This window comes from Pontibacter sp. Tf4, assembly GCF_014212495.1.
Lineage (GTDB): Bacteria > Bacteroidota > Bacteroidia > Cytophagales > Hymenobacteraceae > Pontibacter.
Genome location: NZ_JACKZC010000001.1, coordinates 557,352 through 580,180, shown reverse-complemented (window position 1 = coordinate 580,180; position 22,829 = coordinate 557,352). Strand labels below are relative to the sequence as shown.

Here is a 22,829-nt window from a genome sequence, read left to right as displayed (position 1 = left end):
TATGGTAAGCAAAACTGTATGGCTGGCGCAGCATACAGGCCAGTAAGGGCTGGTGGCAGGCGGCTTATAAAGTGGTAACCGGCTGCCAGACTGACCTAAATTAACGAGTATCCAGTTTATTTAGTTTTAGCTATGCTTTAGCGCTGCCGGCATACCGCTGTTGCTAACAAAAACAGCATAAAACCGTAACGCAGGTAGTGCAGGGCCGCCTGTTATGGCTATAGTTAACCGCAACCCACCGCTACGTACCCGGGCGCCGCACAAACACAGAAAGATGGAACACAACACACTCGTAAAACAAGCAGGAGAATATGTATTTAAGCTGTTCAAAAATCAGCTCTCCAAGAAACTTGTATACCATAATTACCGCCATACCTTCGAGACCGTGAACGAAGCCCGTGACTTGGGCGAAATGCAGCACCTGGCACCTGATGAGATGGAAGACCTGCTGCTGGCCGCCTGGTTTCATGATACCGGCTATGTGAATACGTATGAGGGACATGAAGAGGAAAGTATACGCTTTGCCAGCGAATGGCTGGAGCAGCACAACCACCCGCAGGAGCGTATTGAGCGCATAACTGCCTGCATTGAGGCCACCCGCCACAAAACCGAACCGGCCACACTGCTACAGGAGATATTGGTAGATGCAGACATGTCGAACATTGGGAAGGATACCTTTTTCAGTACAGCCGAGCTGCTGCGCGTGGAGTGGGAGATCTTCCAGGATAAGTCGTTTTCGGACAGGGAATGGGCCCAGTTTCAGATGGATTTCCTGTTATCCACCACCTTTTATACTTACCAGGCACAACGCAAATATGCCGGCCAGCTGGGGCTGAACATACAGGAGCAGCGCAACCGCCTGCAAAAGGAGATCAAGAAAAAGAAGAAGGAGGACAAGGAACACCGCGAAACACTGGCACAGCCCAAACGCGGCATTGAGACCATGTTCCGGAACACCTACCGCACGCACCTGAACCTGAGCGCTATTGCCGATAACAAAGCCAACATGATGATCAGCCTGAATGCGATCATTCTGTCGGTAGTGATTACCTACCTGAGTACGAAAAGCTCCGTGACTGGTGCCGAGTTTGCCCAGCACCGCTCGCTGCTTATACCGGTGGGCACGCTACTGCTCACGGCACTTGGTTCTGTTATTTTTGCTATCATTTCGGCCCAGCCCGAGGTAACCAGCTTCTCGTTCAAGAAAGAGAAAATGAACAGCCGCAAGGTAAACCTGCTCTTCTTCGGTAACTTTACCAACCTGCCCCTCGAGGATTTCCAGCACGGCATGCATAACATCATGCGCGACAAAAAATCGTTGTACAACAACATGATAACGGACATATACTACCTCGGCGAAGTGCTGAAACGCAAGTATAACATCCTGCGCATTTCCTACACTATTTTTATGGTGGGCCTGGTGCTTACGGTGATCGCGTTTGGTATTTCCATTGCTTATTTCTCGGATGGTGTGCCGGTTGCCGAGCAGGTTGGTTTGTAGGCAGATTTTTTTAATTTTGCCGCAAGGCCACTGCCCGGCCTCGTAGTTCAATGGATAGAATAGAAGTTTCCTAAACTTTTGATACAGGTTCGATTCCTGTCGGGGCCACAGAAAAGCCGCTATACAAACTGTGTAGCGGCTTTTTTTATTAATACCCGCACCAATAATGCATCTTCCACCATCAGGAGAGTGAAAGGTACTGAGTCCATGTTAAAAGGTATGCTACTTGCTTCATTACTATATTCCTCAAAACCATCCTTTCGCTCAGCTGTTATAACACACTTATACTTGCACCCAACTTATAACGTGTAAGTAGAGTTTATACTTCAGCCATAGTTATACAACCCATGAGCACAAAAAAGCAACTCTCTGATATTGCCATTTCTATACTGGACCTGGTTCCGATACTTGCCGGAAAAACGGCGGCCGAATCTTTTGAAAACAGCCTGGACCTGGCCCGGCACGCTGAGCAGTGGGGCTATACCCGCTACTGGCTGGCTGAGCACCATAACATGCCAGGCATTGCCAGTTCGGCTACTTCTATACTGATAGGTTACATTGCCGGCGGCACCAAAACGATACGCGTTGGCTCTGGTGGAATAATGCTGCCAAACCACGCGCCACTGGTAGTAGCCGAGCAGTTCGGAACCCTGGAAACCTTGTACCCGGGCCGGATAGACCTGGGCCTGGGCCGCGCACCCGGCACCGACCATGTAACCGCCATGGCGCTTCGCCGCGACCTGCAGGGTGCCGGCGAGGATTTTCCGGCCAACGTGGAAGAGCTACGCAGCTACCTGGCACCGGCCACACCAGGGCAACGCGTACGGGCTGTGCCCGGCGAGGGGCTGAATATCCCGATCTGGCTGCTGGGCTCGAGCACGTTTAGTGCACAACTGGCCGGTATGCTGGGACTGCCGTTTGCCTTCGCCAGCCACTTTGCCCCTACGCTGCTTCATACGGCCCTAAAAGTGTACCGCGACAGCTTCCAGCCATCCGAGACCCTGAAAGAACCTTACACTATGGCCGGTATAAACATTGTAGCCGCAGATACGGATGAGGAAGCGCGCCGCCTGGCCACTTCGCTGTACATGTCGTTCCTGAACGTGATACGCGGCACGGCCCGCCAGATGCAACCACCCGTTGACAGCATGGAAGGCAAATGGGATATGTCGGAGATGTATGCGGTGCAGCAGATGCTGGTCTATAGTTTTATTGGCGGCCCGGCCACTATAAAATCGGATTTGCAGGAGTTTCTGGACAGCACGGGTGTGGATGAGGTGATGGTAGGTTCGAACATTTACGACCACGCAGCGCGACTGCACTCCTACGAGATATTAGCTGACCTGAAGAAAGGCAACCTGGCATAAGCTATAGTTTAAACCCGGCCCGGGCTGCACCGTACCATTCGGGAGGATAACTATAGCACCTGTATTACCTTTAAAACCGCCCGATGCAGAAACTGATATGCTTGCTGAGCCTGACGGCAACTATAGCCTGTACTGCCTGCAATAATAACAACCAGGCAGATGCAGACGGGACTTCGGCTGTTGCTGAGGCCGGTGAGGAAACCTATGCCCTGCCTGCTGATGTACTGACCACTGCCAAGCCGCTGATAGGAGGCAGCCTGTACAGCCACCCTGATTTTAAGAGTGTTTCGCTGGTGCTGTTCGATACCTCGCAGGTCATACAACTGCTGGATACCAGCGATGCCCTGTTCTTTAAAGCCCGAATCAACCGCAATCACGAAAACTATACCGGCTATATCTCCAAAGCCATTTTACCGGAACAACTATAGCTGCTGTAAAATAAAAAAGCTCCCGGAACCGATCCGGGAGCTTTTTACAAACTAATCTTTAGAGGCTGCTCAGCACAAATTATTTGCCTTGTTTCTGGCCGTGGCGCATACCGCGCTTGCCATTGTGCTTTTCGCGCATGTTCTGCTTACGCTCTTCTTTTTTAGCCTGCCAGGTAGCGTATTTCTGCTTCTGTTCGGCATTCAGGATGGCCGTAACTTCAGCTTCGCGGCTGGCGTGCAGGGCTTTCATTTTTTCTTTCTTTGCCTCGCGGGTCAGATTCTGGTCGTTACGCAGGGCCTGCATTTCCTGTACATGCTTCTGGTTAATCTCCTGCAGTTTTTTGGTTTGCTTGTCGCTCAGATCCAGGTTCTTTTTGTAGGCTTCCACCATTTTTTCCTGGCGCTCGGCCGGCGTCATCTGTTTGCGTTGCTTGTCCTGCTGCGGACCTTGCTGTGCCATTGCTCCTACACTCAGGAACATGCCCAGGCCTAATACAAAAGCTTTTTTAAGAAGGTTGGTCTTCATGGTATTATCTGTTTTAAGTTGATTGTTTGACTAAGCTGCTCCTCAATGGTTTAGCCCGCTGACCGACTATAAACAAAAAAGCAGCCAAATTTTTACCTGGCTGCCTTTTACCAAAAATATTTTTTATTACACTTTAATACTCAATGCTTTCCGACAACAATATTTCGTTATTTTTTCCGAGCACCTGCATCTCCACGTTTACTTTATCGCCCCAGTTAAACCGCAGCATACCAAAGTTCAGCTTGTTTACCAGCTCTCCCACACGGTACTTGTTCGGCTCTACATTATTGCCGCTGTAAACGTGCGTCATGCCGCTGCTGGTAACCTCGTAAACCGGGTAAGGTAAGCCGGGAACTATAGCTTTGGAGATCTCGGCAATGTGGCGGTCGCCGCTGATAAGGATAACGCCGGGCGCATTGGTTTTCACGATCAGATCGAGAAGCCGCTGACGGGCCGCCGGGAAGTTTGCCCATTTTTCAAAGGCATGTTCTTCGGGTAGTACCTGTATGCCGTTGCCTATGACGTGCACCTGCGCTTTGCTGTTCCGGAGTTCGTTTTCAAGCCACTGCCATTGCGCTTCGCCCAGTACATCGCCGGTTGGGTTTACCTGGTACACGCGGTTTATGCGCTTCAGCTCGTCGCGGTGATAGCGGCTATCCAGCAGTATAACTTTTACCTGTTTGCCGGCCGGGCCATAGGTATGTGCACTATAAACGCCCTGCTGTTTGCGGCGCGGGCTCTCGGCAGGCTCGCCTATAAAATCCCAGAACAGCTGCTGGCTTTGCTCCCGCATCTTAAATTCTTTTCCACCATCATTCAGGCCATAGTCGTGGTCGTCCCAGGTGCCTATAATGCTGGCCTTTGCTTTTAGTTGCTGGTACCCCGGCTCGTTCAGTACCATGTCGTATTTCTGTTTCAGCACGGCCATGTCCTCAGAGTCGCCGTAAATGTTGTCGCCCAGCCACACCCACACATCGGGGTTATGCTGGTTTATGGCAGGCCAGATCACCTGCGGCAGGTCCTGGCGGTTGCAGGAGCCAAATGCTATTGTTTGTACAGGATCCGGAACCGGTTGGAGGGCTGGCTTCTGGCAGGCGGAAACTATAAACAGCAACGGCAGCAGGCGCAGGAGCAAGGTAGCAGGAGTACGCATTAAGGTAAAGCAGTTTGGTTAAACGGTGTAAAGGTACAGCGCCCGCACTACATAAAAAAAGCGGCAGCTCTTCTTCGGAGCTGCCGCTTTGCAGTATTATCTGAAATTGATCAGCGCACAATTACACGCCGCACCACACTAAAATTATCCGTTTCGAGTTTTACATAATACAATCCTTTTGCCTTGGAGTAACGGCTGAGGTCTATAGTTGCTGCCAACTGCCCGCCTTCACGCGTAATTACTTCGTGGTAAATTTCGTTACCGATCACGTTCATGATGCGCAGTTCGGCATGTCTGGCGTTGGAATTGGCAAGCGAAACCGTGAAAACCCCATTGCTTGGGTTCGGGTATATAGTAAAATCTCTATCGTCCTGTTGTACCGTAAGCGTTTTCTCTTTCTCTGCCTGCTGCCCTGCCTGTTGTTCCTGCGCCTGCGCTGCCAGCATCGAAAGTGAAAGTATAGTCGTAAGTATAAATTGCTTCATATAAAGTAGTTAAATAAGTATTCTACGTTGTAGAAATACAAAAGTCGTTCCATTTATTAAAACGAGCAAGCTTTTAAATAGTTATTGCATTATACCCTTTAAAACAGGGCCGTTCACCAAATTTTAGCACCAGACATTTTGCATAAAACAAATACACCCGAGTGGCCTGTAATTATAGTTGGCGGCGGCCTGGCAGGCCTCACGGCAGCTATCGCGCTGGCCGCACAGGGCATACAGGTGCTTGTCATCGAAAAAAAAGCGTATCCTTTCCACCGGGTGTGTGGCGAGTATGTGTCCAACGAGGTGCTGCCTTACCTGCAGGGCCTGGGCGTGCAGATAGAGGAACTTCAACCTGCGCGAATCAACCGGTTTATGTTGTCGGCACCGTCGGGCTATAGTCTGGAATCGAGCCTGGACCTGGGCGGTTTTGGCATCAGTCGCTATACCTTAGATAATTACCTGTACCAACTGGCCATGGCGCGGGGCGTTACGTTTGCCTTAAACACAACTGTACAGCAAGTTGGATTTGAACAGGATAGCTTTAAACTACAACTCAGCAACGGAGAGCAACTACAGGCAACTATAGTTTTAGGCGCCTACGGTAAACGCACCAACCTCGACCGCCAACTGAACCGCACTTTTTTCGCGCAGCGCTCCCCTTACATTGGCGTGAAATACCATGTTAACTATAGCCAACCCAAAGACCTGATTGCGCTGCATAATTTTAAAGATGGCTATGCCGGTATCTCGGCTGTGGAGGGCGACACCTACTGCTTCTGCTACCTGACCACCCGCCAGAACCTGAAACGCCACGGCACTATACCCGCCATGGAGCAGGCTATCCTACACCAGAACCCGCATCTGCGCCGCATTTTTAAAGAAGCCGAATTTCTGTATGCGCAACCCGAGGTCATCAACGAAATATCATTTGCATCTAAAACCTGCGTAGAGAACCACCTGCTGATGTGTGGCGATGCTGCCGGCATGATAGCGCCTTTGTGCGGCAACGGCATGGCTATGGCCATACACGCCGGTAAGCTGTCAGCCGAACATACCGCTCTGTACTTTAAGAACGGACAAAACCGACAGCAATTGGAAGACAACTATAGCCGTGCCTGGAAAAAACAGTTTGCCAACCGCCTGCAACTGGGCCGTACAGTGCAGCACTTGTTCGGGCACCCCGTCCTCTCCGAAGTAACTATAAAAACCCTGAAACACCTGCCCTTTGCAGTGCAGTTGCTGATGCGCCAGACCCATGGCCAGCCTTTCTGAACTATAGTTTCGGCCTGCCATATCTATATAGTTACCGTATGCGTAAGCAGATGACGTACTTCGTTTTTCGTGTTTCGTTTTTAGTATTTCGGAGTACACAAGCCACGGTTATTGGTTTGAAGCAGCCCGACAAAACACGACACACGAAATACCAGACACGCTAACGCAGTTCTACATGAAAAGCTACCTCTGCTCGATAGGCACAGCCAACCCGCCACACAAAATACCACAGATGCAGGTAGCAGAGTTTATGGCCAGCGCTTTGCAGTTCGATGAGCAGAATACCCGCAAACTAAAAGCACTTTACCGTGTGTCGGGCATCGGGCAGCGCTATAGTGTGTTGCAGGATTATACACGCCAGAACGGCGAGTTCACCTTTTACCCCAACACCCCCACGTTAGAGCCTTTCCCGACCGTGCAGCAGCGCATGGATGTGTACAAGCGCCACGCCGTAGACCTGTCGGAGCAGGCGGTGCGCCGTTGCCTGGAACAGACACCAACTATAGCTTTAACCGATATCACCCACCTGATCACCGTGAGTTGCACCGGCATGTATGCACCGGGCCTGGATATTGAACTGGTGGAGCGTTTGCAGCTTTCGCCCACAGTGCAGCGCACGGCCGTGAATTTTATGGGTTGTTATGCCGCTTTTAATGCTATAAAACTTGCTGATGCGATCTGTAAAGCTGATGCTACTGCCAATGTGCTGCTGGTTTGCACCGAGATCTGTACCATTCATTTCCAGAACAACCCTGAAGAAGACCACCTGGTATCGAATGCCTTGTTTGGCGATGGCGCTGCGGCCGTACTGATGCAGGGTCGCCCATGCAAAGAAATGAGCCTGGAACTACAATCTTTCCACTGCGACCTGGCCCCGGCCGGCAAACGCGACATGGCCTGGCACATCGGCGATACAGGTTTTGAAATGACGCTTTCTTCTTATGTGCCCGATCTTATTAAATCCGGTATAAAACAACTCACCGACCGCTTGCTGCAAGGCCTGAAAACCAATCTGTCTGAAATAAAATTATACGCCATACACCCAGGCGGCCGCCGCATACTGGAAGTAATAGAGCAGGAACTGGGCATGACCCGCAACGACAACCGCTTTGCCTACCAGGTGCTCCGCGAGTTTGGCAATATGTCGTCGGCAACGGTGCTGTTTGTGCTGAAGGCGCTGATGGAGAACCTGACCTCAACAGATAAGAACGAGCCCGTACTGAGCTTTGCTTTTGGCCCTGGCCTTACCCTGGAATCCATGTTATTAAAAGTGCACTATGCTGGCGCTGCGGAGTAACCAACCTGAGTTGATGGATGATCTGACCCTGGCCGGCGACGAGCTGGAGCAGAACCTGCGCGAGCTGGAGATCATTAACAACCGGCTGGGCGGCCACAAAGTAGTGTTAGATGCGCTGGAAAAACTAACCGCCAACTATAGCGGCCAGCTTATAACGATAGCCGACATTGGCTGTGGTGGCGGCGACACCCTGAAAACAATAGCACGATGGGCAAAGCGCAAAAATGTAAATGTGCAGTTAACCGGCGTTGACGCCAATGATTTTATGGTAAACTATGCCCGCCAGCACTGCCGTAACTATAGTAACATCACCATAGCCCAGCACGACGTTTTCTCCCCAGAGTTTACAACACAAACTTACGACATCATTGTGTGCAGCCTGTTTTGCCACCACTTCACCGATGCACAATTGGTAAAGCTTTTCCGGCAACTATACAGGCAGGCAACTATAGCCGTCGTCATCAACGACCTGCACCGGCACTGGTTTGCATATTATTCTATTAAGTACATCACCAAACTGTTTTCCGGCTCGCGGCTGGTGCAGCACGATGCGCCGCTCTCGGTGTGGCGGGCCTTTAAAAGAGATGAGTTACAGAAATTGCTGCAGCAGGCTAATATTACCAACTATAGTTTGCGCTGGATGTGGGCTTTCCGGTGGCAGCTGGTGCTGTATACATCCTAAACCAACCGAACCAAGTATAACCTACCTAACAACCCTAACCAACATGAGCCGCCAAACTATAAACTTCTGGGTACTATCACCATTTCCATCGTCATCTCGGCTGTCCTTATCTCCGTGTTTGTCAAAGCCCTGAAAGTGATCTTAATGCTACTGCTGATTTTAGCGCTCGCCCCAGTCGTGTACCTGGTTCTCCGCCTGATCATCCCTGGCCAGAAAACAGTAGATGAGGATGATAAACTTGGCAAGCGGCATTGAGACCAGTGATTCAAAGGGCTTACCTTATTTAACAAGATTGGCTGCATCGGGAATAACAGGGATTTAACTGCCGGATTGCTGCTTGTTAGTACTTATATAATTTTGGTTATAGCTGCTATAGTTTTACCACTTCCCAGCCTTCCTCTAAAAACAGGGGAAGGAGCTTGTCTGAATCAGGATTTTCAGGATTCAAAGATTTTCAGGATTGGAATGTTGCTATAGTTGCCAGCTATAGTTCTATAGTTAAAGACCACGAACAGGACAGGTTTACCTGTCCCTCCAGAAATACAGCCACGAGAAAAACCGATCTGCTCTAACCAAGAATGAAGAAAGAAACTATAGCCAAAGCAGCAGCTATCGAATTGATATCAGTCTTTGGGTTGAGCGCCTTGGCAGGTTCCGATGCCGATAGGCAGCGCGACGTTAGGAGCGCAGGAAGCTGGCACCGCGCGATGCCCGAAGACGGGGCCTCCCGGCCCGGGAGGGAGCCAACGAAACTATAGAACAGTAGGCTCTTAGAGCTCCCAGGATGAAGAGTGGCTATGTAACTATGGCTTGTGTCGAATAGTAGGCAAAGGCAACTATAGAACTATGGATTATCGAACTATAAGCCGAGATAGATTTCTCACTTTGTTCGAAATGACAATAGTTACTATAGGACACATAAGATGTCTCGGCTACGCTCGACTTGACAATAGCGACAACTATGGGTAAAATAAAATGTCTCACGGCTAAGCTGCCTCTTTTCGACTCGCGTTTCAAGAATGCTCGACATGACGAAAAGCTCATCTTTAATTATCAACCTGAAACCGGATCTCTTACTTAAAACCAGATTTGCTGGGCCAGCCGGAAGGTGTTGGCGTGAGCCTCTACGATGTGAGCGATTTGTTTGGAGTAGCCGCCACCCATGCTGATGGCAACAGGCAGGTTGTGCCGTTTGCAGAGTTCCAGCACCGTGCGGTCGCGCTCTTTGCAGCCGGCGATACTCATGCCCAACTTGCCCAGCTTATCGGTAGCCAGCACATCCACGCCCGACTGAAAGAACACAAACTCCGGCTCCAATTCGTCAAGCAGGCGCGGCAGGGTATTGTTCAGGACTGCCAGGTAAGTTTTATCGTCGGTCCCCTCGGCCAACGGTATATCTAAATCTGAATGTTCCTTGTGGAACGGGTAATTGTGGCCACAGTGCATGCTGAAGGTAAACACGCGCGGCTCGTTTTGGAAGATCTGGGCGGTGCCATTTCCCTGGTGCACATCCAGGTCTACTACCAGTACTTTTTGTATACTTTTATAGTTGAGCAGGTAATTGGCTGCTATGGCAATATCATTTAACAGGCAGAAACCTTCGCCGCGGTCGGTAAAGGCGTGGTGCGTGCCGCCGGCTATGTTCATGCCTACGCCAAACTCCAGCGCAAACAAGGCAGCCTGCACAGTACCGTTCATAATCACCACTTCGCGGTTTACCAGTTCCTCCGACAGCGGAAAGCCGGTTTTCCTGATCTCGGATGGGGTGAGCTCCAACTGACGCAGGCGGCACCAGTAACCGGCATCGTGGGTATCTACTATAAACCGTTCGGGGAGGGGAGCCGGGGCAAACAGGTTGGTTTCGGTAATAGTGCCTTCGTAAAGCAGCTGCTCAGGCAACAAATCGTACTTCGCCATCGGGAAACGGTGCCCCTCGGGCAGGGCATGTGCAAACATCGGAGACCAGGCAATTTTCAGCATCATGCAAAGGTAACAACTATACGCCAGGCCAGGTTTAGCAACTCTGTTTTTAGTAAGGCAACAGTGCAAAAGCTAACCTGTTTAGCAGCCCAAACAAGCGTGGTGCATAAGTTTTCCGGAGCCCGCTTAGCAAGCTGAAAATGCCGTTTTTGCAATGTGTATAAATGTGGATAACTATGTTGAATCAACAGAGTTATCCACTAACAGCTGTGCATTTACCGTGGAAATACTTCTAAAAGTATTATATAATCCTACTCAAAGCCTGCAAAGTATAAATTATGCTAAGTATTTTGTCAACGGGGGCGCTGCAGCCGGAAGCAGCTTTGTTACTTATAGTTAAGGGTAAACCAGCTATAGTTGGCAATGGATCAGGACTGTTGCAACATTATACATAGTGTTTATAGTATAAAGCTTATGGGGCAGCCCCTACCTGAAAAAAACAGCCCCGGCTTTAAACCCAGAAACTATGAAAAAATACCTGCTTTCGGCTATCCTGCTATGCTGTAGCCTGGCCTGCTTTGCCCAGGAACAGGAGCCCGAGGATGTGCTCGGGCCAAGAGTCACCCAACGCAACCACAACGAACTGAGCGGCGCTGATGCCGTAAACTCCGGCTTCGGGATAAAAGGTGGAGTAAACTTTGCCAACGTGTACGGCGACGATGCCGATGCCCTGGATGCCAGCACACACACGAACTTCCATGCGGGGGTTTACGCACAGTTTGCCCTGAGCCAGGCGTTCTCGCTGCAGATAGAGGGTTTGTACTCGCGCAAAGGTTTCGAAACAGAAACAGAAAACCGCTTCGACTACCTGGAAGTGCCTTTACTGGCCGTTTATAATATCACGGATAACATTAGCCTGCACCTTGGCCCGCAGGTAAGTGTAATGGTAGCGGCCAAACAGGATGGCAAGGAGATAAACATGGACGACCTGAACACCTTTGACTATGGCCTGGCGGGCGGCGCCGAAGCACGTTTCCGGTTTCTGCGGGTAGGTGCACGCTATAACTTAGGCTTTGCCGGCCTGCTGGACGAAGGCGACACAGGCCTGCCACTGGGCCAGGATCTGAAAAATAACGTACTGCAACTATACGTAGGCTTAGGCTTTTAGAAAATTACAACACCCTTTTCCCGGCGGGCATGCACATGCTGTATGCCTGCCGGCCAGACCGCTCCCACACCCCGCTTTCCCGAAGTAACCTGCCACACCTCACCCGCCCGGCTTTTTGACTGAAGAACGCCCCTGCACGCTAAAATCCTATTGCCTGCGTTTGTAGCTATAGTATTCAACCTTTTATGTATGAAAAAGTACTTTTGCCTGCTGTTGTGTATGATCTGGTCGGGAGTGGCGAGTGCACAAACCAACACGCTGGCAACCTTTAACCTGCAGCATTCCGAAATTTTACGAACGGGCATGATGGTGCTGGGCGGATGGGCGCTGCTGAACATCCTGGTCGGTAGTTTCCGGCTGATGAAGGCCACCCGCAACAAGCGTTACTTCTTCCAGATGAACATTTACTGGAGCATTGTTAACCTTATTATTGCCGCCATCGCGCTGTATTCTCTGCTCACCACTGACCCCGCTACCCGCACGCTTGCCGAAAGTATACAGGAACATAGCTGGTATAAAAAGATCCTTTACCTGAACATTGGCCTGGATGTAGCCTATTTTATGACTGGTATCTGGCTGCAGGAGCGTGCACGCTACTCTCCGAAAACAGAACAGTTGCAGGGCTGGGGCCAGGCCGTGGTGCTGCAGGGCATTTTCCTGCTGATACTGGATATTGTGCTTGCCGCGCTGCTCGAAGATAAAGCCACGCTGCTGTATAATCTGATCCCATAAAACTATAAGCCGCGGCAGTTATGGCTGTCGCGGCTTATAGTTGGTAGTCTATAGTTGGAAATGCTTATCTGTTGTGTTTTCCTTCGGCAAATTCTTCTACCATTTTACGGTTAAAGGCAGGAATGTCGTCGGGGTTGCGGCTGGTAACCAGGCCCTGGTCTACTACCACTTCTTCGTCTACCCAATCGGCGCCGGCATTTTTCAGGTCGGTTTGCAGGGTATGGTAGCTGGTCATTTTTCTGCCTTTCACTTTGCCGGTCTCTATCAGAGTCCAGGGGCCGTGGCAGATGGCAGCAACGGGTTTACCGGTTTCCATAAACTTGCCCACAAAGCTTACGGCATCCTTGTTGGCGCGCAGCGTATCGGGGTTCATCACACCGCCCGGTAGCAGCAGGCCATCATAGCTATCCGCATTTACTTCGTTTAACTTTTTATCTACTTTAAACTTATCGCCCCAGTCGGTGTGGTTCCAGGCTTTTATTTCGCTGTTCTTGTTCGGCGAAATGATGTGGGCTTCGGCTCCGGCATCTTTCAGGGCCTGCATGGGCTTGGTAAGCTCTACCTGTTCAAATCCTTCTTCTACTAAAACGGCTATTTTCTTTCCTTCAAGTTTGTTTGCCATAGTTCTGTCTCTTTAAAATGATTGTATTCCATATTTTAAACGACAGGACACCATATAGGTTAAACCACTGATTGTCAATACACAGCATTGTTTAAACTATAGTTAGCACAACCAGCTGCCTGCAGTATGCCGGATAAAAAGAAAGAAAAATAGTTTGGAACTATAGACTGGTTGTTACTATGTTTGCACTGTTTAGAATTAATCTAAATAAAAACAACATAACTCAACTCGTATACATTCCACCTATATGTTTAACAAGTTTACACTTATATGCCTGCTCTTTATGATGCCCGGCATATTATCGGCACAACACAACAGCCGTGCTACCCTGACCGGAAAAGTAACTGACGCCAACGGCAACCCCATCGAATTTGCCAGTGTGGTTTTGGAAGGCACTAGTTTCGGGACCATGACACAAGAAGACGGTTCGTTTGAACTGAACAGGCTGCCTGCCGGCACTTACAAAGCACATGCCCTGCTGCTTGGCTTCGAAAGCAGCGCCCAACAGGTGACCCTGAACTCCGGCGAAACGACCACCCTCTCGTTTACATTACTGCCTAAAAGCAACCAGATAGCCGAAGTAGAGATTTTTGGCGTGCCGGACAGACAACCAGAGAAACTGGATGTAATTACCCGCCTGCCCCTGAAACCAAGCGACCAGATCCAGAGCATCTCGGTAGTATCTGACAGGCTGATACGCGAGCAAGGCGCCCTGACCATAACCGACGTGACCCGCAACGTGCCGGGCGTTTACAACTTTGCTACCTATGGTAACAAGCGCGAAAGCATCTCCTCGCGTGGGTTCCGGGGCATACCGGTTGTAAAGAACGGCGTGCGCATCAACTCCGATTTCAGGGGAGTGGGCGTGCTGACTGATATGGAAGGCGTGGAAAGTATACAGGTAATGAAAGGTGCCAGCTCTATTACACAAGGTGTAGCCGGCGACCTGGGCAGCCCGGGCGGTATTGTGAACATTGTTACCAAAACACCTAAATATGAGAAAGGCGGCTATGCTTCGTTGCGTGTTGGCAGTTTCGGGCAGGTACGACCGTCGTTTGATGTATACGGCCCCTTAAACCAATCCAGGACGGTTGCCTTCCGCCTGAATGCCGCTTTGGAGCGTGCCGATAGTTACAGAAAAGGTGTATCACTGGAGAAATTCTACATTAACCCGTCGCTGGAGTGGAAGCCCGATGACATGACCACCCTGACCCTGGAAATGGACCATATGAACGACAGCCGCACCCCGGACCTCGGAACTATAGCCTTAACAGACGACACGTACAACATCTATAGTTTGCCGTTCGAAAAATTCCTGGGCTTTACTACAGACCGCACCATTACTAAAAATACCACCTTTGCTGCCCGCCTGAACCGCAAACTAAGCGACAACTATAACGTGCGTGCCGCTTTCTTCCGTTCTAACCTGGAGGTGCCTGAAGTTGCTACCAGCCTGAGCCAGGGCAAGCGCGATGCCGATGGCAACTTTATCCTGCCGGGCAACCAGCGCCAGCGCTCCATCACACAGTCTAACCGCATGGATAAGAACACCGTGGTGCAGCTCGACCTGATCGGCCAGGATGTAAAGACCGGTTTTATCAAGCACACGTTCCAGACGGGTATGGATTTCAGGACAACAAACCTGGAGCTGCCAACCTACGCTTCCACCATCATGGATACTATTGACGTGTACACCGACATCCCGAACACAATGCCGAAGCCGGCACCATCCAAGATCAACAGCACAACTATAAGCAACGAGGCCAGTGTAGGCTTTATGGTACAGGATGTGATGGAGTTTACGCCGTGGGCCAAAGCCATGCTGGGCGCACGTTACAGCACCACCGAAAGCCGCAGCTCTGCCAACGCAACTATAGTTAGAGGTGATGCTATTAACCCACTGGCAGGTATCATCCTTACACCTTACAAAGGCCTGAACGTATTTGCCTCGTACACCAACAGCACCAACCCACGCACCGCTACACGCCTCGATAAGGATGGAAATGAACTGGGCAACGAGCGCATCGACCAGCTGGAAGCAGGCATAAAATCGGACTGGCTGGATAACCGCCTTCGCTTTAACCTGACACTCTACAAGATAAACAACCGCAACATGAACATACAGGCCGTAGAACGCGATGCCAACGGTGTGCTGATACAGATGCCTTATTACATAAAAGGTGGTAACGATGAACGCAAAGGTGTGGAAGTAGAGCTGGTAGGCCGCGTACTGCAAAACCTGGAACTGATAGCCGGTTACGCCCGCATCAGCGCCAAGTATAAAGAGCACACCACGTTTGTAGAAGGTTCGTCGCCACTAAATACGCCGGACCATACTGCTAACTTCTGGGCAAACTACCAGGTGCAATACGGCACGTTTAAAGGCCTGTCGCTGGGTGGTGGCGTATACTATGTAGGCGAGCGCCCGATAAACGACTGGACCAAAGCCGGTATAGATTACCACGAAATTACGCCGGGCCAGAAGCCATGGAACCTGAAAGCATACACTACGGTAAACCTGCAGGCCAGCTACCAGATCAATAAGAGCATCGGGCTGCGCCTGCTGGCCAACAACATTCTGGATGCCAGTGGCTACAACGCTTACCGTACCTCTTTCATTAACCCGATAGAGCCCCGCAATGTGGCCGGCGTACTGACATATAAATTTAATTAGACTTATTCCATATAATAAAAAAGCTGCCGATATTTACCGGCAGCTTTTTTCTATAGCACCTATAACACTAAACGCTCTCTAACTCCATGAAAAACTATAGTTTGCGCAAGCTTTTTAACGATGTGCACCTTTGGCTGGGCATTGCCAGCGGCCTGGTGCTGTTTATAGTTTGCCTTACGGGCACTATCTATACTTTCCGTGCGGATATTGAGCAGCTGCTGGAACCTGAAAAATATAGCGTGGATGTGCCTGCCATTGCCCAGCCCATACCAACCGATGAGCTAATAGCCAGACTGGAACAGGAGCAACCCGGCAAAGTAGTGAGCCTGGAAATACCGGCTGCCAAAGAAGAAAGCTACAAAGTAAGCATAGCCCCTCCCGCCCCCGAAAAACCTGCCGGCAAACCCGGAGCAAAAGCGGAAGGCAAAGGTGGCGAAGGCGGACCAAGACCAACCACCTACTTTGTAAACCCTTACACCGGCGACGTTTTAGGCACCACCGAGGGCCCGGCATCCGAGTTCTTTGGCACGGTAATGAAAATGCACCGCTGGCTTTTGATGGGCGATAGTGTAGGTCGTATTATAGTTGGGGTTTCTACCATCATTTTTGCGATACTTTGCTTAACCGGCATTGTGCTGTGGTGGCCTAAAAAGCTGCGCAACTGGAAGCAGGGCCTTAAAATAAAAACAAGCGGCAACTGGAAGCGCATTAACCACGACCTGCACAACACCTTTGGGTTCTATAGTTTTATCCTGCTGCTGATCATGGCGCTGACAGGCCTTTGCTGGTCGTTTGAGTGGTACCGCGAAGCACTGGGCAAGGTAATGGGAGCTGAGGTATTTAAAGGCCGCAAAGAAAAACCAATGGCTACCTTTGCCGGAGCCGATGCCGCCACCTTATCGACCGGGGATTTTGTAGCAAGAGCCAATAAACTGCTGCCTTACGAGGGCAACCTGCGCATATCGCTGCCCGATAACAACACCACTGCTATAGTTGTCACCAAGAGCAAAGCCGGCTTTATGGCCCTTAACGCATCCGACAAAGTACAGCTGGACCAGCACAACGGCCTGCCCCTGAAAGTAGACATCTTCGCCGAAAAGCCCCTGAACGAGCAGATCGTATCGTTGATAAAGCCGCTGCACCTGGGCGATGTATACGGCACGTTCTCCAAGATCCTGTACTTCCTGGCCTGCCTGGTAGCCACCAGCTTACCGGTTACAGGCACTATAATCTGGATCAATAAGCTTAAAAAGAAGGGCAAGAAAAAGCAGAGACCACGATCAATTGCAGCCGCTTAAAAATTTTTTAATTTTTTTTCAGGAATCTGTAACCTTAGGTAAAACCCGCCCGTAAAAAGGGATGGCTAAAAGTTGAAAAGTTTTTTATAAACTTATTCATAAACGAGGGCTCCTTGCAAAAGGAGCCTTTTGTTTTTTATACGCCTCTGCACTTGCCATGCCTTAAAATACCCACCTTTACTGCCTCCAAGCCTCAGTCCACACAATTACTTACACCTGCCGCCCATACCTTTCATCTATCCTTCAGTTTGCCAGGTTCAGCTAAATCTACTATATTGTATAAATAAAATATAAGCTGCAATATTAGGCCGATCAATGGTTTTAGGTGCAGTCTAATGAAATGAACAATTACGTTTATAGTGCAGATAAGCGTAGGTTGTGGTTTATACTATAGTTGGCCCTAATATGAATTAATGAAATCACTCTATCAAATTGTTCTTTTAACATTGTTACTTTCCTGTTCAAGCAAAACGGAGAGTAATGAAACCCAAGATGTGATGCATAAACAAGATGTAGTGCATAAATCTGAACATGAGGAATCTAGTTTAGACTCATCTACCTATTTGAACAAAATAGACTATTTCCCAGAGACTGGAGACTTCTACATTTTCCTGGACTCGAAACGGCAACTCTCCTCTGAGGAGTTTGAAGCATTAAGTAACAAAAGAGAGGCCTTGATTTATGAAGAGGATGAATTAGCTAGATATGAGTTTCCTATGCAACTGGCAAAAGAAGAGTTTGATCTAAGTTCACTTCCTCAAGTGCTTCAAATATATGACGAACAACACCAGTTTGTGGCACGTGCAAAGCTGGTAAGAACGGAGTACCTTATTTCTTTCTACAACGGGTTCATAGCAACTTACAAACCAGAAGGCCCCATTAAAGGAAAAGGTAAATCATTCTATTGCCTCAGCTTCGATGAAGTGAATCTTGAAGATATGTCAAGCCATCCGATACAGGATGAGGGCCTATCGGATAGGATAAAAGCAGAACTAAACATAAAGCCTGAATATATTTGGAATCAACAACATGTGAGCGTTCAGCCCTACGATTTGGTACTCTCATTTATTGCATTCAATCAGGCAGATGGCAAGACTATTTCATACTTAACTGAATTTAGGAACAACACTATAAAAGTCTTAAAGCGCCTGGACGAGGAGTATATGATTGCGGACGTTTTACCAACTCCAATAGAAATCAACGGAATGCCAGTCTTACTTGTAAACATTGTCCTACCAGAATCAGGGGCTTTGGATGAATACTTAGTAGGCATCTATAACGGCTCGGAGTATGAGTTGTCAGATAACAAGCGAATTGAGCATAAGAAATACTAAGGACCAACAATGTGTATACCTTATGCTTCAGCGGAAAGCCTCACACAGGGTATACACGATCACGTTAGTGCGTAATGAAATAAATTAAATCTATGCCTCAATTCTGGCCATGAAAGTCAAAACAAGCTTATCCATCATTTTGATTATCCTTTCCTTTATAGGCTTGGGCTGCGATAAAAAAGAGGAAGTTACATGTATTGCGGATTGCATGGAATCATACCTGAAACAAAATGAGATGCTCAGCTACAAAGGTGAAGATGTAGGTTGTAAGTTCTTCCTGCGGCTGTATGAGTACCAGAACAAGCAATACTATGTGTTAGATAATCATTGTGCGGATGTGGCAATTAATCCGACTGATTGCAATGGCAATACCTTATGCGAAACCGGAAATGAGAAGACATGCCGTGAGTTCTTTGAAAAGGCAAAGTATATCGGTATAGTTGGGATTAAGGCATAAATTTCCACTCGCACCAATAACTACAGCGCATATACACACTAAAACAACCACACAAAAGCCCACATACTAAACTAAATAAACTAACCATGGAGAAAACACAGATCACGATTACGGCAACTATAGCCGCAGGCATAAGCAAGGTATGGGAGTACTATACAAACCCGGCCCACATTACAAACTGGAACTTTGCCACCCCAGACTGGCAGTGCCCCAAAGCAGAAAACGACCTGCGTGCCGGTGGTAAGTATTTTGCCAGAATGGAAGCCAAGGACGGCAGCTTCGGGTTTGATTTTGAGGCGGTTTATGATGAAGTGGTAGACCAGAAAAAACTTATTTACACGTTAGCTGACGGCAGACAGGTGCGAACCGAGTTTAAAGACCTTGACGGCACCTCAACAAAGGTAACCACCATTTTTGATGCGGAAACCGAAAACGATGTGGAAATGCAACGCGCCGGCTGGCAAGCGATACTGGATAACTTTAAGCGCTACGTAGAGGCAAACTAACAGCCATAAATACTGAATAAGAACCGCAAAACACCTGACCCAAACTATAGCACACCACATGAACACCCTCCTCAGAAACATTTTAGCCATAGTTGCTGGTATCGTTATCGGCAGCATCGTAAACATGGGCCTTATTAACATCAGCGGCACTGTTATTCCGCCACCCGATGGCGCCGATGTTACCACCTCCGAAGGCCTGAAAGCAGCCATGCACCTGTTTGAGCCGAAGCATTTTATTTTCCCGTTTCTGGCGCATGCGCTGGGCACTTTTGCAGGGGCTTTTGTAGCTGCTATAGTTGCCGCCAGCCACAAGTTCAAATTCGCGATGGCAATAGGCGTGTTCTTCCTGGCCGGCGGTATTGCTACCATTTTCATGCTGCCTTCGCCGGTGTGGTATACTATCGTTGATCTGGTATTCGCCTATCTGCCAATGGCTTACCTGGCTTACAAGCTGGCACCCAACAAAACCCGCCAAACTATAGCTTAAGCAATAACTAAAAAAACTGTACAACATGACCACCCGCTACGGCCTGCACGGCAAACTTACCGCCTCCGAAGGCAACCGCGATAAACTGGCAGCTATCCTGTTAGAGGCCTCCAGACTGGTTTCGACGGCCAAAGGCTGCCAACTATACCTGATAAGCACTGATAAAGAAGACGACAATGCCGTTTGGGTAACCGAAGCCTGGGACAGCAAAGAAGACCACGACAACTCGCTGAGCGTGCCGGGCGTGCGCGAACTGATCGGGCAGGCCATGCCTATACTTGCCAGCATGCCGCAAGAGGGGCAGGAGCTCCGAATCTTAGGCGGAACAGGCATCAATTAACATAACCTATAGTTCAGCCCCATGACCGTAACACCACGCTTTGCCTTTATAGCTGCGCTTGTGCTAACCTGCAGCGCCCTTTTCTTTATCTGGAAAAGCAACGACCACCAGGAATGCGAAGAAACTATAGTTCGGACGACAGATGCAGCCGGAAACACGGTTGTGGAAAAACAGCACTACTGTAAAGAGAAATTTAACTTTTAACAGCCAAAACGATGCGCAAACTTTTAGCCCTTGCCTGCCTTACTGCCCTGTATAGTTGCGGCGGCCCCACCGAAGCAGATTTAACCGCTCTGGCCCCGACCGAGACCTTTCAGGACGATACATTTCTGAGCGCAGCCACCCAAAAGCGGGCGCTTATAGTTACCGCCCACGACGACGACCTGGTAGGTATGTCCGGCACGATAGCCAAACTACAGCAAAATGGCTGGGATATAAAACAGATCACTTTTACCAGCGAAAGCCCTGAGCGCGACACTGCCCTGGTGCAGGCAGCACAGCTGATTATGGATGACGTGGAATTTATCTGGAAAGCACATGACCAGCGCCGCTCCGATTTCAGCCAGACCGAAGCGCCTTACATGCCCATTGCCAAAGCCGAAATTGACAAGGTGTTCAACAAAGCAGAACTCGCGCAACTCTTAACGCAAAAGATAAACGACTATAACCCCACCGTGATCTTTACCATGGACAGCGAGATTGGCGGCTACGGCCACCCCGAGCATGTGCTGATCAGCCAGTTGGTAGCCGACCTGTTTAATTCCGGAACTATAAAAGCCGGGCACATTTACCAGACCGTGTACCCCGATAGTATGGAAGACAAGATCCTGAAAGAACGCCTGACCAAACAGCTGGAAGAATGGGGCTACCCCAACCCGTATATGCTGGCCCTGGAAGCTTATAACTCCGACGGCATGCCTGAACCAACCACACAGGTTAACATTCAGGAGCAGGCCAATACTAAAATGGAGTTTATCCGCTCGTTCCGTGAAGAGGAGCTTAATGCTATCGGCAAGTTTATTCCCATGTTCCAGGACTTTGATGCCGAAACTTACTTTAAAGTATTTGACCGGGAGTTTTTCAGGGTGATAACAAAGGAGTAACAGGCGCATATAAACTATAGTTACACTTTCTTTTCGTCAGCCGGCAATGGTAAGCCTGTAGGTTTAATGTTGCCGGTTTCTTTTTCAAGCTGCTCACTGAAAAAGCGTTTGTGCTTCATGCCGGCTTCGCGGGCTTCTGCTTCGTACTTGTTATTATAGTAGCCAACGCGGTAACTTTCCTTCAGGTACAGCCACAAAAACCGGAAATACCCGTGCTCCTGAAACTGCCGGATATGGCACAGCTCATGCTCAAACCAGCCTTTGTCGTTCAAAAATGTTTGCTTGTCTACACCGCTCAGGTGTATGCTTTTGCCCAGCACCATGGCTACGTTGCGGCTCTTTAACACCATGCGTGCGATCCGCGCAAACCACGACTTTTCTACAATTTTATAGTTTATTTTTTCGGAGTCCATTTTGTACCTTTTTCAATATTAGCCTAAACTATACTTATAACGCAAAGGGCGAACGGCTATATACGCAGGGTGAAAGCATCTTATTTACAGGCCGGTACAATAAGTGGCCCGTTTGGCTGTTAATGTTTTTGTACTTATTTTTGCCCGCAGCAGCTTAAAACAGGATGTCCTGTCAGTAGTTTAAATCGATTTTAGTGCAAAAACCGCTGCTTAAATAAGGTGAAACTGTGGCACTGCGCAGTGCAGGAGCCTACAAGCCAAACTTTATGAAAAAGACCATCATCCTTAGTATACTGGCAGCCATGTCGCTCGCCCTGTCATACTTTTACGAAGTAACGCCTGCTGAGTCGGCGGCGCTACCTGAAGCAGAGCCGGCAGCCGCTATTTCGCCGCTCGCCATCAACTCCGGCCAGGACCTGGCGATTGCTCTTATGGCGCAGGAGCCACTGGTAACGCTTCCGGAACCAAAACCCGAACCCAAACCAGAATCAGAATCTTTTTATTCGAAAAGGCTGAAGATGGAGTTTGCCAGCAGCAAGAATAAAACGCTTATCCAAACGGTAGCCGACTGGTTAGGAACACCCTACCGTTACGGCCGCAGCTCTAAAAAAGGCACCGATTGCTCCGGATTTGTAACCAGCATTTACCGCGAAGTGTATGGCATTGATCTGAGTCGCAGCTCCCAGTCCATGTTTCAGGATGTGAAGCGCATCAAAAAAGACAATATCCGCACCGGCGACCTGGTTTTCTTCCGCCGTGGCCCCAAGCAGCCAATTTTTCATGTGGGCATCTACCTTAAAAACGGTAAGTTCATCCATTCTGCTACCAACGGTGGGGTGATGGTAAGCTCGCTGAAGGAGCCATTTTACAGCAGAAACTATTATGCAGCCGGCCGTGTAAACTAAGGCGTGGCAACTATAGAAGTTCCGGCTCTGCAGCTACCTGCAGAGCTTTTTTATTTGCCAGCCGGCACAACAATTTTATAAGCGCTAAGTATAGGTAGGTTGTTAATAGTTTATCAACTTTGCACCCCGAAACACACACCAACTATAACCATACAGCCA

General features: G+C 49.2%; 25 protein-coding genes and 1 tRNA gene. 20 read left to right on the top strand and 6 right to left on the bottom strand.

Annotated elements, in window-relative coordinates; genetic code table 11:
* Nucleotides 1–274: 274 nt before the first annotated feature.
* The 4 genes from H7F15_RS02530 to H7F15_RS02515 all read left to right on the top strand — a co-directional run bounded on the left by H7F15_RS02530 (nucleotide 275) and on the right by H7F15_RS02515 (nucleotide 3,296).
* A complete protein-coding gene (locus tag H7F15_RS02530; protein ID WP_185195361.1) occupies nucleotides 275–1,501 on the top strand; it encodes a Pycsar system effector family protein in 1,227 nt (408 codons plus the stop codon).
* Nucleotides 1,502–1,537: 36 nt separating this feature from the next.
* A tRNA-Arg gene (locus tag H7F15_RS02525) sits at nucleotides 1,538–1,609 on the top strand.
* Between the two features lie 239 nt (nucleotides 1,610–1,848).
* Entirely contained in the window at nucleotides 1,849–2,868 is a 1,020-nt protein-coding gene (locus H7F15_RS02520) for an LLM class flavin-dependent oxidoreductase (protein ID WP_185195360.1), read from the top strand.
* Between the two features lie 83 nt (nucleotides 2,869–2,951).
* Nucleotides 2,952–3,296 (top strand): hypothetical protein, encoded by a 345-nt coding sequence (locus H7F15_RS02515; RefSeq protein WP_185195359.1) that lies wholly within the window; start codon nucleotides 2,952–2,954, stop codon nucleotides 3,294–3,296.
* 79 nt (nucleotides 3,297–3,375) lie between these two features.
* Here the strand turns inward: H7F15_RS02515 and H7F15_RS02510 are convergent, their stop codons facing one another.
* The 3 genes from H7F15_RS02510 to H7F15_RS02500 form a co-directional block, all read right to left on the bottom strand.
* Complete coding sequence (locus H7F15_RS02510) at nucleotides 3,376–3,822, bottom strand: hypothetical protein (protein WP_185195358.1); 447 nt, start codon at nucleotides 3,820–3,822, stop codon at nucleotides 3,376–3,378.
* A gap of 133 nt (nucleotides 3,823–3,955) precedes the next feature.
* The gene (locus H7F15_RS02505; protein WP_185195357.1) at nucleotides 3,956–4,975 is read right to left on the bottom strand and encodes an alkaline phosphatase D family protein; all 1,020 of its coding nucleotides are present in this window, start codon (nucleotides 4,973–4,975) and stop codon (nucleotides 3,956–3,958) included.
* A 110-nt stretch (nucleotides 4,976–5,085) separates the two neighbouring features.
* On the bottom strand, nucleotides 5,086–5,460 hold the full coding sequence (locus H7F15_RS02500) for a T9SS type A sorting domain-containing protein (RefSeq protein ID WP_185195356.1): 375 nt from the start codon (nucleotides 5,458–5,460) through the stop codon (nucleotides 5,086–5,088).
* 138 nt (nucleotides 5,461–5,598) lie between these two features.
* Here H7F15_RS02500 and H7F15_RS02495 point away from each other — a divergent pair, with 138 nt between their 5' ends.
* The 4 genes from H7F15_RS02495 (at nucleotide 5,599) to H7F15_RS02480 (ending at nucleotide 9,283) form a co-directional block, all read left to right on the top strand.
* Complete coding sequence (locus H7F15_RS02495; protein ID WP_185195355.1) at nucleotides 5,599–6,732, top strand: NAD(P)/FAD-dependent oxidoreductase; 1,134 nt, start codon at nucleotides 5,599–5,601, stop codon at nucleotides 6,730–6,732.
* Between the two features lie 175 nt (nucleotides 6,733–6,907).
* Nucleotides 6,908–8,029, top strand: coding sequence for a type III polyketide synthase (locus H7F15_RS02490; protein WP_185195354.1), 1,122 nt, complete (start codon nucleotides 6,908–6,910; stop codon nucleotides 8,027–8,029).
* 13 nt (nucleotides 8,030–8,042) lie between these two features.
* A complete protein-coding gene (locus tag H7F15_RS02485; RefSeq protein ID WP_255481037.1) occupies nucleotides 8,043–8,711 on the top strand; it encodes a methyltransferase domain-containing protein in 669 nt (222 codons plus the stop codon).
* A 419-nt stretch (nucleotides 8,712–9,130) separates the two neighbouring features.
* A complete protein-coding gene (locus H7F15_RS02480) occupies nucleotides 9,131–9,283 on the top strand; it encodes a hypothetical protein (protein ID WP_185195352.1) in 153 nt (50 codons plus the stop codon).
* Between the two features lie 505 nt (nucleotides 9,284–9,788).
* Here H7F15_RS02480 and H7F15_RS02475 read toward each other — a convergent pair.
* A complete protein-coding gene (locus H7F15_RS02475) occupies nucleotides 9,789–10,691 on the bottom strand; it encodes a histone deacetylase (protein ID WP_185195458.1) in 903 nt (300 codons plus the stop codon).
* 466 nt (nucleotides 10,692–11,157) lie between these two features.
* Here H7F15_RS02475 and H7F15_RS02470 point away from each other — a divergent pair, with 466 nt between their 5' ends.
* Both H7F15_RS02470 and H7F15_RS02465 read left to right on the top strand, forming a co-directional pair.
* A complete protein-coding gene (locus H7F15_RS02470; protein ID WP_185195351.1) occupies nucleotides 11,158–11,799 on the top strand; it encodes a porin family protein in 642 nt (213 codons plus the stop codon).
* Nucleotides 11,800–11,988: 189 nt separating this feature from the next.
* Nucleotides 11,989–12,531: a hypothetical protein gene (locus H7F15_RS02465; RefSeq protein ID WP_255481036.1), complete on the top strand. Its 543-nt coding sequence runs from the start codon at nucleotides 11,989–11,991 to the stop codon at nucleotides 12,529–12,531.
* A 64-nt stretch (nucleotides 12,532–12,595) separates the two neighbouring features.
* On the opposite strand, the gene H7F15_RS02460 is transcribed toward H7F15_RS02465, so the two are convergent.
* Nucleotides 12,596–13,153, bottom strand: a complete 558-nt coding sequence (locus H7F15_RS02460) for a type 1 glutamine amidotransferase domain-containing protein (RefSeq protein WP_185195350.1) — start codon at nucleotides 13,151–13,153, stop codon at nucleotides 12,596–12,598.
* A gap of 283 nt (nucleotides 13,154–13,436) precedes the next feature.
* Here H7F15_RS02460 and H7F15_RS02455 point away from each other — a divergent pair, with 283 nt between their 5' ends.
* The 9 genes from H7F15_RS02455 to H7F15_RS02415 all read left to right on the top strand — a co-directional run bounded on the left by H7F15_RS02455 (nucleotide 13,437) and on the right by H7F15_RS02415 (nucleotide 21,352).
* Complete coding sequence (locus H7F15_RS02455; protein ID WP_221626963.1) at nucleotides 13,437–15,827, top strand: TonB-dependent receptor; 2,391 nt, start codon at nucleotides 13,437–13,439, stop codon at nucleotides 15,825–15,827.
* Nucleotides 15,828–15,913: 86 nt separating this feature from the next.
* Nucleotides 15,914–17,125 carry a PepSY domain-containing protein gene (locus tag H7F15_RS02450; protein ID WP_185195348.1) on the top strand — a complete coding sequence of 404 codons (1,212 nt, stop codon included), beginning with the start codon at nucleotides 15,914–15,916 and terminating at the stop codon, nucleotides 17,123–17,125.
* Nucleotides 17,126–17,538: 413 nt separating this feature from the next.
* Complete coding sequence (locus tag H7F15_RS02445; RefSeq protein ID WP_185195347.1) at nucleotides 17,539–18,459, top strand: hypothetical protein; 921 nt, start codon at nucleotides 17,539–17,541, stop codon at nucleotides 18,457–18,459.
* Nucleotides 18,460–18,568: 109 nt separating this feature from the next.
* Entirely contained in the window at nucleotides 18,569–18,916 is a 348-nt protein-coding gene (locus H7F15_RS02440) for a hypothetical protein (RefSeq protein ID WP_185195346.1), read from the top strand.
* Between the two features lie 86 nt (nucleotides 18,917–19,002).
* Nucleotides 19,003–19,422, top strand: coding sequence for an SRPBCC family protein (locus tag H7F15_RS02435; RefSeq protein WP_185195345.1), 420 nt, complete (start codon nucleotides 19,003–19,005; stop codon nucleotides 19,420–19,422).
* A gap of 58 nt (nucleotides 19,423–19,480) precedes the next feature.
* A complete protein-coding gene (locus H7F15_RS02430) occupies nucleotides 19,481–19,909 on the top strand; it encodes a hypothetical protein (protein ID WP_185195344.1) in 429 nt (142 codons plus the stop codon).
* 25 nt (nucleotides 19,910–19,934) lie between these two features.
* Nucleotides 19,935–20,249, top strand: coding sequence for a putative quinol monooxygenase (locus tag H7F15_RS02425; RefSeq protein ID WP_185195343.1), 315 nt, complete (start codon nucleotides 19,935–19,937; stop codon nucleotides 20,247–20,249).
* Between the two features lie 21 nt (nucleotides 20,250–20,270).
* Nucleotides 20,271–20,453, top strand: a complete 183-nt coding sequence (locus H7F15_RS02420; protein ID WP_185195342.1) for a hypothetical protein — start codon at nucleotides 20,271–20,273, stop codon at nucleotides 20,451–20,453.
* An 11-nt stretch (nucleotides 20,454–20,464) separates the two neighbouring features.
* The gene (locus H7F15_RS02415) at nucleotides 20,465–21,352 is read left to right on the top strand and encodes a PIG-L family deacetylase (RefSeq protein ID WP_185195341.1); all 888 of its coding nucleotides are present in this window, start codon (nucleotides 20,465–20,467) and stop codon (nucleotides 21,350–21,352) included.
* 20 nt (nucleotides 21,353–21,372) lie between these two features.
* On the opposite strand, the gene H7F15_RS02410 is transcribed toward H7F15_RS02415, so the two are convergent.
* On the bottom strand, nucleotides 21,373–21,765 hold the full coding sequence (locus H7F15_RS02410; RefSeq protein ID WP_221626962.1) for a hypothetical protein: 393 nt from the start codon (nucleotides 21,763–21,765) through the stop codon (nucleotides 21,373–21,375).
* Nucleotides 21,766–22,031: 266 nt separating this feature from the next.
* Here H7F15_RS02410 and H7F15_RS02405 point away from each other — a divergent pair, with 266 nt between their 5' ends.
* On the top strand, nucleotides 22,032–22,670 hold the full coding sequence (locus tag H7F15_RS02405) for a C40 family peptidase (RefSeq protein ID WP_185195340.1): 639 nt from the start codon (nucleotides 22,032–22,034) through the stop codon (nucleotides 22,668–22,670).
* The last annotated feature ends 159 nt before the right edge of the window (nucleotides 22,671–22,829 follow it).

Coding starts and splice junctions, on each gene's coding strand:
- H7F15_RS02445 (WP_185195347.1), top strand. CDS start 17,539: ATGAAATCACTCTATCAAATTGTTCTTTTAACATTGTTACTTTCCTGT.
- H7F15_RS02515 (WP_185195359.1), top strand. CDS start 2,952: ATGCAGAAACTGATATGCTTGCTGAGCCTGACGGCAACTATAGCCTGT.
- H7F15_RS02440 (WP_185195346.1), top strand. CDS start 18,569: ATGAAAGTCAAAACAAGCTTATCCATCATTTTGATTATCCTTTCCTTT.
- H7F15_RS02405 (WP_185195340.1), top strand. CDS start 22,032: ATGAAAAAGACCATCATCCTTAGTATACTGGCAGCCATGTCGCTCGCC.
- H7F15_RS02410 (WP_221626962.1), bottom strand. CDS start 21,765: ATGGACTCCGAAAAAATAAACTATAAAATTGTAGAAAAGTCGTGGTTT.
- H7F15_RS02450 (WP_185195348.1), top strand. CDS start 15,914: ATGAAAAACTATAGTTTGCGCAAGCTTTTTAACGATGTGCACCTTTGG.
- H7F15_RS02435 (WP_185195345.1), top strand. CDS start 19,003: ATGGAGAAAACACAGATCACGATTACGGCAACTATAGCCGCAGGCATA.
- H7F15_RS02430 (WP_185195344.1), top strand. CDS start 19,481: ATGAACACCCTCCTCAGAAACATTTTAGCCATAGTTGCTGGTATCGTT.
- H7F15_RS02530 (WP_185195361.1), top strand. CDS start 275: ATGGAACACAACACACTCGTAAAACAAGCAGGAGAATATGTATTTAAG.
- H7F15_RS02520 (WP_185195360.1), top strand. CDS start 1,849: ATGAGCACAAAAAAGCAACTCTCTGATATTGCCATTTCTATACTGGAC.
- H7F15_RS02490 (WP_185195354.1), top strand. CDS start 6,908: ATGAAAAGCTACCTCTGCTCGATAGGCACAGCCAACCCGCCACACAAA.
- H7F15_RS02415 (WP_185195341.1), top strand. CDS start 20,465: ATGCGCAAACTTTTAGCCCTTGCCTGCCTTACTGCCCTGTATAGTTGC.
- H7F15_RS02500 (WP_185195356.1), bottom strand. CDS start 5,460: ATGAAGCAATTTATACTTACGACTATACTTTCACTTTCGATGCTGGCA.
- H7F15_RS02420 (WP_185195342.1), top strand. CDS start 20,271: ATGACCGTAACACCACGCTTTGCCTTTATAGCTGCGCTTGTGCTAACC.
- H7F15_RS02465 (WP_255481036.1), top strand. CDS start 11,989: ATGAAAAAGTACTTTTGCCTGCTGTTGTGTATGATCTGGTCGGGAGTG.
- H7F15_RS02460 (WP_185195350.1), bottom strand. CDS start 13,153: ATGGCAAACAAACTTGAAGGAAAGAAAATAGCCGTTTTAGTAGAAGAA.
- H7F15_RS02470 (WP_185195351.1), top strand. CDS start 11,158: ATGAAAAAATACCTGCTTTCGGCTATCCTGCTATGCTGTAGCCTGGCC.
- H7F15_RS02455 (WP_221626963.1), top strand. CDS start 13,437: ATGATGCCCGGCATATTATCGGCACAACACAACAGCCGTGCTACCCTG.
- H7F15_RS02425 (WP_185195343.1), top strand. CDS start 19,935: ATGACCACCCGCTACGGCCTGCACGGCAAACTTACCGCCTCCGAAGGC.
- H7F15_RS02485 (WP_255481037.1), top strand. CDS start 8,043: ATGGATGATCTGACCCTGGCCGGCGACGAGCTGGAGCAGAACCTGCGC.
- H7F15_RS02505 (WP_185195357.1), bottom strand. CDS start 4,975: ATGCGTACTCCTGCTACCTTGCTCCTGCGCCTGCTGCCGTTGCTGTTT.
- H7F15_RS02510 (WP_185195358.1), bottom strand. CDS start 3,822: ATGAAGACCAACCTTCTTAAAAAAGCTTTTGTATTAGGCCTGGGCATG.
- H7F15_RS02475 (WP_185195458.1), bottom strand. CDS start 10,691: ATGCTGAAAATTGCCTGGTCTCCGATGTTTGCACATGCCCTGCCCGAG.